Below are 12,289 nucleotides of genomic sequence, written 5' to 3'. Positions count from 1 at the left end.
TGTTCTGCAGGCTGCATAGAGCATCCTACAGGTTCATGCCGCCATGCGGCATAACAGAAACCCTTTCCGACGTGGAGTCGGTGAGGGTAGTTCATGGCGAATGGAGCTCTTTTGCCACAGGAAGTGCTTATGAAAAGCAGATAGTTTCAGTGGGCGGACCATATGGAGAGATGTCTGTAGTTGTTCCGGAAGGATGGACAGCGGAGATTTCTGCAGTGGACGATGGGAAGCTCACTTATGGTTTATACGGATTGATACTAAAACCAAAATCTGCAGATGCAGGGCAGATAGAGCTCTTTTGCTCAGACAGTTTTGGCGTTTGCGGAACAGGACTTTCCCAGGAAGAGATTACATTAGCGGGATATACTGCGCATGCTGGCACATATGATGATCATGAGCATTGGGATTTCATTACTTTTGGAGATGAGCGTCCGCAGATAGTTGCCCAGAGCATAGACTGCGATTCCTGGATAAGCCATATGTGGGAAGAAGCAGATACCATTTTGGATACACTTAAGTTTGATACCAGCAAGACTGAAGGCTGAAACAGATATTGTATGCGGGCGGCGGAGAGTTCACTGAATTAGTATAATTGTATTTATAAAAATGCTATAAACCGCATTTTTTGCACCATAATAATGATATAATGTACGTGCATGGGGATAAATTCTGTCTCCATGCATTTTTGTTTCTGAAATCATTGAGGGATGGTGCGCTGCATGAAAATAATGCAGAATATAAAACGCTATTCAATCTTTTTAATATGCTTATTCACTCTGGCCTTTTTGGGAATTACAGTTTCAGTTAATGCGGGAAATAATGATGCAGACAGTATTGTCATAGGAGTTCCTGCTGACAGATGCCCTGTATTTTATTTGGATCCTGAGACAAAAGAGACCGTGGGGATAGGCATTGATCTCATGCGCGCTGCTGCAGAAGAAGCTGGGTATAGTGCGCCTTTTAAGGTTATCACAGAAAAAACAAATAAAGATGCCTTGGATAATCCTGAATATGACATCATTATGCCCTTTGGCAGTGCAATCAAGAGTTCGTCCGGAAAAGAGACTATTGTAACGGAGAATCTTATTCAGACGCCATTTACTATGGTTACAAAGGGCGATAAAAAACTCCCTGTATTACATGAAAGCCATATTGGAATGCTCAGTTCCCTTGCTGGAGGAGCAGAAACAGTTAAGCAGCTTTATCCGGGAATGGAGATTACACTTTATGATACGATGCCTGAGTGTGTCAAGGCACTTAGATCAGGCGAAGTAGATGCATTGATGCATAATTCCTATGTGTGGAGCTATGTTTTACAGAAGCCTTCATATTCGGATCTGAAAGTTCAGCCTGCCACCATGTTTTCCATGGACTTTCGTGCAGGGACACTCGATACACCTGAAGGAAGAGTGGTAGTTGACAGGCTTAATGAAGGTATTGACAAGCTTACTGATACACGTAAGCAGGCAATTGTTCTGGATTATACTTCAAGACGCCTGTATCAAAATGACTTTTGGGACTATCTCTTTGAATACAGATATCTTTTGATACCGGGAACGATATTTTTCATCTTATTTATTATAGCTATTGTTCACAGGCAGAAGGCTATACATAGACAACAGGAAGAAAAGATACGTGAACTGACTGAAAAAGATCCACTTACAGGAGTGCTTAATCTGGAGGGCTTTAAGAAGCGTGTTGAGGAATTGCTTGTTACACATCCGGAGAATCAGTATCTTCTTTCCTTTAGCAATATCAAAAACTTCAAGTTCATAAATGAAAGCATGGGAAGAGCGACCGGAGATGACCTTTTGCGCTTCTGGGCTGAAAGGACAACTGCGACTTTCTCGGATGAGGAAGCAATGGGACGAATCACAGGGGATAGGTTTGCAGTGCTTCGAAAGTTTACTGATGCGGAGCAGATGGGCCGCGATGAAAAAGAAGTTTTTGAGCCTCTCAGAAATTACTTTATAGATAGAGGAAAAGAGATCCAGCTTCAGATCTGTACCGGTGTTTATGCGATTACTCCGGAAGACCACAAAAACATTGATGTGGATCGAATGCTTGATTATGCCAGAATGGCTGAGAAGAAAGTATGGGAAACATTAAAGACAGGATATGAATTCTACAACCCTGAACAGTGGGAGAAGGGTAAGCAGATAGTTGACATAAGTGGACATCTACCAGCGGCTCTCCAAGAAGGCGAAATACAGGTATGGTATCAGCCACAGGTGGATTATACTTCTGGCACGATAAGTGGTGCGGAAGCTCTCTGCCGTTGGAAACATGCAAAATGTGGCTGGATTTCTCCGGGAGTGTTTATTCCCGTATTAGAAGAAACAGGAATGATTTTTGATCTGGACAGCTATGTATGGGATAAAGTATGTCAGGATCTTCACCGTTGGAATCAGGAAGGCAAGCGTCGATCTGTTTCAATAAACCTTTCCCGCTCAGACATAAGAGAAGACAGGAATATTCCGGGAATTTTCTATGAACTTACCAAGAAATATGATCTTGATCCGGAACAGCTAAGGATTGAGATAACAGAAACGGCATATGTTGAAAGCCCAGCTTTCCTGATAAAAACAACTTCTGAACTTCGTGAATATGGCTTCCAGGTAGAAATGGATGATTTTGGAAGCGGATACTCATCACTGCATATGCTCAAAGAAGTTCCTGTTGATCGTATTAAAATGGATCTCCATTTTCTTACTGGAGCTGGAGATATGGAAAAGAGCCGTATCATAATCACGCAGGTGATCAAATTGGTAGAGCTACTAGGAATGAAGCTGATTGCAGAAGGAGTAGAGACCAAAGATCAGGCTGATTTCTTAAAAGATAGAGGTTGCCAGGAGATGCAAGGGTATTATTTCTTCAAACCAATGCCGGTAGAGGATTTTGAAAAGGCATTTGATAAAGAGCTTGATTACGATAAACGAGCATAAGTAATGGAAAGCAGATGATAGATGGAGCGATGGCTTCTTATGTGGGGAGGTATATCTAATGGAAAAGTACAGATATAGTGATGAGGAATTAAAACTTTTAGAAAACAGTCCCATACCCTTTGCAATTTACCAGTCTGTAGATAAGAGAGTGGTTACGATAGTTCTGTCTGAGGGCTTTTTTGAACTGTCCGGATACAAAGGCATGGATAAAAAAGAAATCTATGATCTGATGGATAACGATATGTATCATGATGCACACCCGGATGACATATCTTCTATAAATAATGCAGTTTACCGATTTGTAACTGAGGGTGGGGTCTATGATGTAATCTATAGAATAAAAAGGGATGGTGAGTATAGAATAATCCATTCCTACGGCAAACATATCTATAAGGAAGATGGAACAAGACTTGCATTCATCTGGTACACAGATCAAGGAGCTTTTGTTGGTGACGAATTAAATGAGAATGAGGAGATATCTGGAGAATATGCAAGGCTGCAACAGGAGAATGAGCGTCTTAGAAAAGAGGCTGATGCAAGCAGAAAGATATTGAGCCTGAAGAAATCCGTTTCAGATCTTTTAACCAATATGCCTGCCATGACATTTTCAAAAGATGTGGATACCGGAAAATATCTTGCATGTAATCAGTCATTTGCTAATTATGCTCATAAAGATACTCCAGAGGGAGTTGTGGGCCTGACTGATTTAGAAATCTTTGACGAAGACACCGCGCTTCATTTTATTGAGGATGATAAAAAAGCCCTTGCGATGGACAAGCCATATATCTTCTACGAAGATGTTCTTGATGCTGCAGGTAATCCTAGGCAGTTCCAGACTACAAAGCTTAAATTTACTGATGATACAGGCAGGGAGTGCCTATTAGGACTGTGTCAGGATGTGACAGATGCCATGCGTATTAAGCGTGAATATACTGAAAAACTTGCACTTGTTCAGAATATGGCTGAAGTAGATGCTCTTACCGGCATAAAAAATAAAAATGCGTATAAGGAAAGAGAGAATCTGATGAATGGGAGAATTCAGGAGCATCGTCAGCCTGAGTTCGCCATTGTGGTATTGGATGTAAATGATCTGAAGAGGATTAATGATACAGAAGGACATGAAGCGGGGGATAAATGTATTTGTGACGCCTGCGAGATAATCTGTCGAACATTTAAACGTAGCCCTGTCTACAGAGTTGGTGGTGATGAATTCGTGGTTATTTCCCAGGATGAGGATTATGCTCGAAGCGAGGAGTTGGTTGAGTTAATTACACAACATAATGAAGAGGCTCTTTTAAACGGCGGACTTATCATTGCCTGTGGTATGGCCAAATATGATAAAGAGACCAGTGTGGCTGAAGTATTTGAAGCTGCAGACAGAAGGATGTATGAAAACAAAAAATATTTAAAAACACGGAAAGATAATGGATAGAAAATAATCATAAGTCAGAGAGACATGACAAGAGCCCGGTTCGTGATGAATCGGGCTCTTTAAACAGCTATTATAAGTCTACAAATCCTTCGCAAAGGCTGGTGACAGGCACTATTATTGCAGTTGTATTATTTGCTGTATTCTCTTAGTCCGTAATAGTAGAACTTCTTGATTTTTTCTTTTAATGATGCAGGCTTTATTACTATTGCATCTCTGCCAAAACGCTTGAAGTATTCTTCCAGCTGAAGCTCTGGCCAGTCGAAGTAGTAGAGATCGCCTTCAATTTTTGAGACGAGTGGCCTGTTCTTGGTAATTGCTTTAAACTTTTTAACTCCATATTTATTCAGGCGGACAACGGCCTGGACTGTTAATGATACTGACTGAGGGCTCCGGATAGCTTTTTCCTGGAGTTCTTTTTGTGTGTCTGGATCCACAGGAAAAGAATCAGATGTCACAAAAACGCTTCTGAGTCTGGAAATTCTAAATGTTCTAGGTCTTCTGGTGCTTCTATCTTTACAAAGAAGGTAATTACACTGCTCCTCTTTGGAAGGAGCGATTATGTATGGCTCTACAAGATAAGCTTTTTCATCGCCTGATGTTGTATTTGTAAAAGACAATATTCTGTGCTCTTTAAGAGCTTTAGCGATATCTTCATAGGTGTCTTTGAATATGATAGCTTCCCTTTCGCTACGTGGTATGGATAGATAAGAGTTGAACATATCCTTGAGGTATTGGGAAAGAGAAGTGTCTTTTAACATGTTATTCTCAATAATCTTAAGAATCTCATAAGAAGAGCCGCTTACAGTCAGAGTGAGGGCAGAGTTCTTGCTACTTTGAAAACTGTCTGCCTTAATATATGTACTTACAATCTTATCCGCCAGTAGTGCGGCATCTTTATCACTTATGGATGTGATGGCAGTCAGGTCCTGCTTGATGCTTGAAAGGAGATTCTCACTGTCATGTCTGTACTGGTCAAAGTAGTTTACAATCAACGTCTTCAGGAAAGCGTTGAGATTTACAGACTCGTCTTTTTTGGTGAATTCAAAGAGCTCAGCATCGTTTATAAGTCTTGATTTTGTATCATCTGAAAGATAGATCTTATATTTCTCAGTCATATTACGCCTCTTAATTGGGGTTGCGAAAAACGCTTTTCTTAAATAAAAATACTTATATTTCACATTATATTGGGGTTGTGACATTGGGTCAATCTACATCTTTTTATCTCCAATTCAAAGCGCTATGATTAAGTCACAACAAAGACACAGACAGCAATCATTACAGGATCGCTAAATGGTTAAGCACCGATCTTTAGGTTCGGCTTTGCGGGTTCAAATCCCGCTCCAACCCTTCGGGGTGTATGTGTCTTGGATAAAAGATACGAACAGCAAACGAAACCACATATAGCTACAGAGAGTAGCACCTGGCTAATAACCAGGCTGGTGGAGGGTTAGAACCCCTCTTATGTTAAGGGACGTATCTAGTGATCATAAAAAGGTGCATACAGCAATTAACTAGGTCCACGATTTGGTATCGTGCCCTGCATAAGCAGGGTGAGTGAGCCGGGCACTATAACCCGGTTGCATCTTGATGAAGGAGGAAACTAAGATGTTAGAGTTTTTAAAGAAAGAAGCAAACAAAACATATACAGAGAATGGCGCTGTGACTTATGCATCAACAAAATCAGACTGTCTGGATCTTTTTGCAACAATTGGTGCGCTTAGAAAAGCTTCAGATGAAGATATCATTACAAGATTCATAAGAGCTTATGCTGAGGATGCTAATCTCGCGATGAAGATGCTTTTCTTTGCAAGAGATATCAGAGGCGGCCTGGGTGAGAGAAGAGTGTTTAAGGTTATTCTTAAGTATCTTGCGGCTGCAGAGCCTGAATCTGTTAAAAAGAATATTGAAAATGTGGCAGAGTATGGCAGATATGATGATCTTATGGCTCTACTGGATACACCTGTAGAAAAAGATGTTATGGCATATATTGAGCAAACTCTGAATGCCGACATAGACGAACTTGCTGAAAATGGTGAGAATGCAAACATATCTCTTTTGGCAAAATGGCTTCCTTCTGTAAATACAAGCAATAAAGATGCTGTAAGAAAAGCAAAGAAGATTGCCAGAGCTATTAAAATCTCTGATGCTGAGTATCGTAAAACACTCTCGGCGCTCAGAGCTCAGATCAAGATCATAGAGAATAACCTTAGAGAAAAGGATTACTCTTTTGATTATGAGAAGCTGCCTTCAAAGGCGCTGTACAAATACAGACAGGCATTTATCAGAAATGATCAGGAGAGATACCATGCCTTTATAACCAAGGCTGAGACAGATTCTTCTGTTATGCACACAGGCGCACTTACACCATACGATGTGATAGCTCCTGTAATAAACAGAGCACAGTTCACAGAGGATGAGAGGCGCGCCATGAACGCAACCTGGAATGCTCTTGAGAACTTCGCTGGTTCAGAGAATTCTCTTGTAGTGGTTGATGGTTCGGGTTCTATGTATTGCGGAACGAACCCTCTTCCTGCGGCAGTTGCACAGTCACTTGGCATCTTCTTTGCAGAAAGAAATACCGGTGCATTTAGAAATCACTTCATAACATTCTCAACAAATCCTAGACTCATCGAGATCAAGGGCAGAGATATTGTTGAGAAGGTGCGTTACTGCATGGGATTCAACGAATGTAGCGATACAAATATCGAGAAGACCTTTAACCTGATTCTAATGACTGCTGTAGCTAATAAGCTAACACAGGCTGATATGCCAGAGAAGCTATACATAATCTCAGACATGGAGTTCAATTACTGTGCTGGTAATGCCGAGGCTACAAACTTCGAGCATGCTAAAGCAGAGTATGCAAGATACGGCTTCAAACTTCCACAGATAGTTTTCTGGAACGTGAACAGCCATGGCAAACAGCAGCCTGTTAAGATGAATGATCAGGGAGTAGCGCTTGTTTCAGGCTGCAGCCCACAGATTTTTTCAATGTTAAAAGAAGGTAACTTAGAACCATATAAATTCATGATGAGTATCCTTTCAGCTGAGCGCTACGAAAGGATAGCGGCATGAGTTAATAGAAGAGGCTGGGAGAATGAAGACTCCCAGCCGAGACTGGAAGGATAATTATGAATACTATTGAGATAAAGGGAAAAGTAAATACAGCTCTTTGCTACGCCAAGGTTGTTGAGGACGAGGCAATAGAGCAAATAAGACGAATGTGCGACTACCCTATGACTGAGGGCTCAAAGATCAGAATCATGCCTGACGTTCATGCTGGGAAGGGCTGCACAATCGGAACAACAATGACAATCACAGATAAGGCAGTGCCTAACGTGGTTGGTGTCGATATCGGATGTGGTATGTATACAGTTAATCTTGGCAAGCAGAAGATTGACCTGGAGAAGCTGGATATGGCTGCATTCACAATTCCTTGCGGACGCGAAGTGTGGGACGGAAGAATTGAGAAGTTCGACCTGACAGAGCTTCGTTGCTATCGCCAGCTAAAGGAGGCAAAGCGTCTCGAGAGATCTCTGGGCACTCTTGGCGGAGGTAATCATTTTATAGAGGTGGATAGAGCTGCTGATGGCACCCAATATCTTATAATCCACTCTGGCTCAAGAAATCTTGGCAAGCAGGTTGCTGAGTTATACCAGACTCTTGCGGTTGATCTTGATAAGGGAATCGGTGAGTATCTGGAGGCAAGAGAGGAACTGATCAAAGAGTACAAGGCACAGGGAAGACGTACCGAGATCCAGGCTGCCCTTAAGGAGCTTTACAACAAGAAGTATCATGAGGGACCAATGACAATGCCTGAGGATCTTTGCTACTTATCAGGCAAGTATCTTGAGGACTACCTTCACGATGTGGAGATATGTCAGAGATTTGCTAAGAGAAATCGTGAGAAGATGGCGGAGATTCTTTTAGAGAAAACAGGCCTTGTAGCTGGCGAGGCTTTTCACACAATTCATAACTACATTGATACTGAGGAGATGATCCTTAGAAAGGGCTCTATTGCAGCTCATAAGGGTGAGAAAGTTCTAATTCCTATCAATATGAGGGATGGTTCTGTCCTTGCCATAGGTAAAGGAAACCCTGAGTGGAACTACTCAGCTCCACACGGCGCAGGAAGACTTATGTCGAGATCAGCAGCCAGGAACAACCTTTCAATGGATGAGTACAAAGAGGCTATGAAGGGAATCTATACATCATCTGTCTGTGAGGCTACAATTGATGAGGCACCAATGGCCTATAAGTCACTGGATGACATTATCGATGTGATCAAGGAGTCCGTGGAGATTATTGATGTGATGAAGCCAATTTATAACTTCAAGGTATCTAATTAAATGTAGGTTTGTTGTCATTGGCCTGGCAGTATATTTTATACTACAAGGCTAATGACAACTAAAGATACTAGTGTTACTATACGATATAGAAAGAGATAAGCGGAGCAGATGCAAGCTCCCGGAAAGGAAAAGAAGAGACATGACAACAATGAATCGCAATTATTGCCTTTATAGCGAAAGTTATGAATCATCACTCCAGAGCAAATCAGAGTGGATGTTTAATTTCATGCGCTCATTTAAGGATAGGCAAATGCGAGAAAATGTTGTTTTGGCAAAGAATCGGATTGTATAAAAAACGGTTCAGAAGCTTATAGATAAACATGTTTGCGTACCGCTTACCTTAGATGACAAGGCAAGCGGTTTTTCTTTTGTCTAAATATGCAGAGTTGGCTCAATTGGTACAGCAAGGGAGCGACGCGAAGCTAGTCCCCGAAGGGGAAAAATCGCCATCCTGAAAGGGAATCTGGGTTTCCCACAAGGGGACTAGGCACGAAGTGCCGTCGCAGTCTCAGACTCTGCGCTATAGATTCGTGGTGTAATTGGATGCGTGGCCTCCGGGGGAGGCCGAGCTACGCATTCGGACGACGCGAAGCGAGGACGCAGCAGTCCCAAAACTTGCACGAGTGGCGAAGCTGGTAGACGCACCTGACTTAGAATCAGACGCAGTAATGCATGTGGGTTCGAATCCCACCTCGTGTACTTGGCAAATGCCAGAAAGGAGTTAGAAATGACACAGAATATTCCAGCGATCGATATGGTCGCTACGGGACAGAGAATTACTGATTTAAGAGTGGCAGCCGGTATGTCTGTTAGGGATTTACAGGATGTGTTCGGATTTGCTACTCCACAGGCGATTTACAAATGGCAGCATGGAACTGCTATGCCTACAATCGATAACTTAGTTGCTTTATCTGTTATCTTTGGCGTGGCTATTGATGACATCATTGTTTTAGGGGAAGGACTTTATGAACTAAGCGCATGAATTGAATATAGATAAGCAGGTGTGAATACGCCTGCACATGGTCCCATAGGCGTTGGGTGCGTGGCCTCCAGGGGAGGCCGAGCTACGCACTCGGAGGACGCGAAGCGACGACGGACACTGGCCTTTCACGTCAGAGATACCGGGTTCAAGTCCCGTTGGGATCATCTGCCTTCTTGGTCTAATTGGTTAGGACGTCAGCCTCTCAAGCTGGAGATGCCGGGTTCAAGTCCCGCAGGAGGTATTATGGGTGGGTATGCCTAGAAGCGAGGGCAAGAGTCTGTAAAACTCCCACATTTGAAACACCGCAGGTGCAATTCCTGCTCCACCCACTTATGTTTGCGTGACCGAGATGGCTTATGGTGCTGCCCTGCTAAGGCAGAGCACGGCTTTTCGTGCCGAAGGTTCGCCTGTGCGTAGCTCGGCCGTGCTAAACGGATGTCCCCCGGACATCCAGCACCCTTCCGCAAACGCTCCGGGTAGGTATGCCTAGTGGCGAAGGCAGGGGTCTGTAAAACCCTGACAACAGAAACAACGTGAGTTCGAGTCTCACCCTGCCCACTTAAGTGTCATCCGATGACACTATACAAACTGGTCCGGCGGGACGATAATACAAATGTAACAAAGATATGGAGCTGCCAAAGAGCAGCAGAAAGTTAAGAGGATTTATTTAAGAATGTACTACGTAACTATCAACAAGCAATTTAATAACAAACAGTTTATGCAGTTCTGCAAAAATCAGAAGTGCTTTGTTAGTTATGCAAATTGCAAGTTGGTGGAAAGTGGTCCAGGATCCAGAAAATGATGGATGGTCCGGAGCATTAAGAATAGATTAGGTCGATTAGATCTGTAACCACTTAGCTTGCAAAGTTAAGTGGTTTTTTAATGCAAAAAAGGAGATTAGAAAAATGGATTATCCAGTAATAGATGTTGAAACAACAGGAACACACATAAGAGAGTTGATAAGAGAAAGCGGTCATACAGTCACGGAAGTTTCCGAATACCTTGGGACTAGCACATCACTTGTCTATAGATACATAAGAGGAGATGTCCTTCCAAGTATAGACAGGATAGTGGCGCTTTCAGTATATCTTGAAGTTCCTATTGAGAGAATAATTGCAGTCGAGTAAGACTGCATCTTACGGTATGGGGTAATGGGTAGCCCACAGGACTTTGATTCCGGTAGTCTTAGTTCAAATCTGAGTGCCGTAGTAAGACGTAGTAGCCAAGATGGAAAGGCTCCGGACGCGAAGCGAAGCTAGTCCCCTTGTGGGACAACTCCGGGATCGTGAGTTCCCTTCGCAGGCTCGGAGTCGCAAGCATGGCATCCCTTGGATGCCTGCGACCTCACTATGTCTCTATATGGACTTGTAGCTCAAATGGTAGAGCGGGGGATTGAAAATCCCTGTGAGGCGGTTCGATACCGTCCGAGTCCACTACGCTTCCTTGGCAGAGCGGATATGCACCGGCCTTTTAAGCCGAGAGATGCGGGTTCAACCCCCGTGGGGAGCACTAAGCTGTTGTAGCTCAGTTGGAAGAGCAACGGTCTCTTGACGCGAGATAGCAAATCTGTGATTTGCGTGATCGAGCTAATCCAGACGGGAAACCGAAGGTCGTGGGTTCCCTCGCGGAGCTCGGAGTCGCAAGCGTGGCATCCCCCGGATGCCTGCGCCCCCACCAGCAGCACTGATGCGGCATAGTTCAATTGGTAGAGCACCTGACTGTTAAGTGAGATAGCAAATCTGTGATTTGCGTGATCGAACTTAGGCAGAGACGACTCAGGGTGTTGCAGGTTCCCTTCGCAGAGCTCGGAGTCGCAAGCATGGCATCCCCTGGATGCCTGCGACCCTGCTACCGCAGTTTTGGATACATAGCTCAATCGGCAGAGCGCCCGGCTGTTAACCGGGAGGTTGTGGGTTCAAGTCCCTCTGTATCCGCTTTTCCAGGATAGCTCAAGAGGTAGAGCACCCGCTTCATACGCGGAAGGTTATGGGATCCCTCGCAGAGCTCGGAGTCGCAAGCGTGGCATCCACCGGATGCCTGCGACCCGTTCCTGGGACTATAGGAAATTGATTGATATATTTTTTTCTACTGTCTGCTATAATAGAAATGATAATTTTTGCAGAAGTAAAAATTATTCTCCAACCTCGAGGCATGATTAACTGCAGGGATAATCTGGTATTAGTGCCACCAGATTCAGCTTAGAAGGGGCATGTGTGTCCGCTATCTCGTGCGTGATCATTGCGATGGAATCGGGGAGAAAGGAGAAGGAGCTTATGGCAAAATGTAAGGGTGTATCATCAAAGACACATACTCAGAAACAGCTTAATGATTATGCTAATCAACATAATCCAAACAACAAAGCTTTTAAAGCAAATAGGCAGAATCAAAAAGCTCTAAAAAACAAGGCACGTCAGATTGCATTCTGGCGAGATATTGAGCCGGCTGAATGGTATTGCTATAGTAATCCATTTGACTTTGAATAATTGCAAATGAGATGGTAGGGGTCGCATAGCGATCCCTATTTTAAAATTATAAAAGTTGTCAACAATCTAATTGCAATAAATTCATAAATGTGTTATAT

9 protein-coding genes and 7 tRNA genes are annotated in these 12,289 nt (G+C 43.2%); 15 read left to right on the top strand and 1 reads right to left on the bottom strand.

What is annotated here, in order from left to right:
• The 3 genes from G631_RS21060 to G631_RS19865 form a co-directional block, all read left to right on the top strand.
• Positions 1-545 (top strand): hypothetical protein (locus G631_RS21060; protein WP_196803803.1); only part of this gene is annotated, 545 nt, incomplete at its 5' end.
• A gap of 174 nt (positions 546-719) precedes the next feature.
• Complete coding sequence (locus tag G631_RS0102820) at positions 720-2,945, top strand: EAL domain-containing protein (protein ID WP_026488155.1); 2,226 nt, start codon at positions 720-722, stop codon at positions 2,943-2,945.
• Positions 2,946-3,003: 58 nt separating this feature from the next.
• Positions 3,004-4,377: a sensor domain-containing diguanylate cyclase gene (locus tag G631_RS19865; protein ID WP_026488154.1), complete on the top strand. Its 1,374-nt coding sequence runs from the start codon at positions 3,004-3,006 to the stop codon at positions 4,375-4,377.
• A gap of 128 nt (positions 4,378-4,505) precedes the next feature.
• Here G631_RS19865 and G631_RS0102810 read toward each other — a convergent pair whose 3' ends face one another.
• The gene (locus G631_RS0102810) at positions 4,506-5,492 is read right to left on the bottom strand and encodes a WYL domain-containing protein (RefSeq protein WP_026488153.1); all 987 of its coding nucleotides are present in this window, start codon (positions 5,490-5,492) and stop codon (positions 4,506-4,508) included.
• Between the two features lie 490 nt (positions 5,493-5,982).
• On the opposite strand from G631_RS0102810, the gene G631_RS0102805 reads away from it, so the two are divergent.
• The 12 genes from G631_RS0102805 (at position 5,983) to G631_RS0102750 (ending at position 12,191) form a co-directional block, all read left to right on the top strand.
• Entirely contained in the window at positions 5,983-7,452 is a 1,470-nt protein-coding gene (locus tag G631_RS0102805; protein WP_026488152.1) for a DUF2828 family protein, read from the top strand.
• A gap of 56 nt (positions 7,453-7,508) precedes the next feature.
• Positions 7,509-8,726: an RNA-splicing ligase RtcB gene (locus G631_RS0102800; RefSeq protein ID WP_026488151.1), complete on the top strand. Its 1,218-nt coding sequence runs from the start codon at positions 7,509-7,511 to the stop codon at positions 8,724-8,726.
• Positions 8,727-9,343: 617 nt separating this feature from the next.
• Positions 9,344-9,425 (top strand) — tRNA-Leu (locus tag G631_RS0102795).
• A 28-nt stretch (positions 9,426-9,453) separates the two neighbouring features.
• Positions 9,454-9,708: a helix-turn-helix domain-containing protein gene (locus tag G631_RS0102790; RefSeq protein WP_035789255.1), complete on the top strand. Its 255-nt coding sequence runs from the start codon at positions 9,454-9,456 to the stop codon at positions 9,706-9,708.
• 167 nt (positions 9,709-9,875) lie between these two features.
• Positions 9,876-9,949: transfer RNA gene (locus tag G631_RS0102785), tRNA-Glu, on the top strand.
• A 4-nt stretch (positions 9,950-9,953) separates the two neighbouring features.
• Positions 9,954-10,037 (top strand) — tRNA-Tyr (locus G631_RS20865).
• A 145-nt stretch (positions 10,038-10,182) separates the two neighbouring features.
• Positions 10,183-10,266 (top strand) — tRNA-Tyr (locus G631_RS0102780).
• 347 nt (positions 10,267-10,613) lie between these two features.
• Entirely contained in the window at positions 10,614-10,835 is a 222-nt protein-coding gene (locus tag G631_RS17770; protein ID WP_035789126.1) for a helix-turn-helix domain-containing protein, read from the top strand.
• A gap of 234 nt (positions 10,836-11,069) precedes the next feature.
• A tRNA-Phe gene (locus G631_RS0102765) sits at positions 11,070-11,141 on the top strand.
• A gap of 4 nt (positions 11,142-11,145) precedes the next feature.
• Positions 11,146-11,217, top strand: a tRNA-Lys gene (locus G631_RS0102760).
• A 352-nt stretch (positions 11,218-11,569) separates the two neighbouring features.
• Positions 11,570-11,642, top strand: a tRNA-Asn gene (locus G631_RS0102755).
• A gap of 339 nt (positions 11,643-11,981) precedes the next feature.
• Complete coding sequence (locus tag G631_RS0102750) at positions 11,982-12,191, top strand: hypothetical protein (protein WP_026488149.1); 210 nt, start codon at positions 11,982-11,984, stop codon at positions 12,189-12,191.
• Positions 12,192-12,289 lie beyond the last annotated feature (98 nt).

This window comes from Butyrivibrio sp. XBB1001 (assembly GCF_000424505.1).
Lineage (GTDB): Bacteria > Bacillota > Clostridia > Lachnospirales > Lachnospiraceae > Butyrivibrio.
This window is presented reverse-complemented; position numbering and strand designations above follow the sequence as displayed.

What these genes read in the sequence shown, in the direction of transcription:
- G631_RS0102820 (WP_026488155.1), top strand. Translation starts at nt 720, where the DNA reads ATGAAAATAATGCAGAATATAAAACGCTATTCAATCTTTTTAATATGC.
- G631_RS17770 (WP_035789126.1), top strand. Translation starts at nt 10,614, where the DNA reads ATGGATTATCCAGTAATAGATGTTGAAACAACAGGAACACACATAAGA.
- G631_RS19865 (WP_026488154.1), top strand. Translation starts at nt 3,004, where the DNA reads ATGGAAAAGTACAGATATAGTGATGAGGAATTAAAACTTTTAGAAAAC.
- G631_RS0102790 (WP_035789255.1), top strand. Translation starts at nt 9,454, where the DNA reads ATGACACAGAATATTCCAGCGATCGATATGGTCGCTACGGGACAGAGA.
- G631_RS0102800 (WP_026488151.1), top strand. Translation starts at nt 7,509, where the DNA reads ATGAATACTATTGAGATAAAGGGAAAAGTAAATACAGCTCTTTGCTAC.
- G631_RS0102805 (WP_026488152.1), top strand. Translation starts at nt 5,983, where the DNA reads ATGTTAGAGTTTTTAAAGAAAGAAGCAAACAAAACATATACAGAGAAT.
- G631_RS0102750 (WP_026488149.1), top strand. Translation starts at nt 11,982, where the DNA reads ATGGCAAAATGTAAGGGTGTATCATCAAAGACACATACTCAGAAACAG.
- G631_RS0102810 (WP_026488153.1), bottom strand. Translation starts at nt 5,492, where the DNA reads ATGACTGAGAAATATAAGATCTATCTTTCAGATGATACAAAATCAAGA.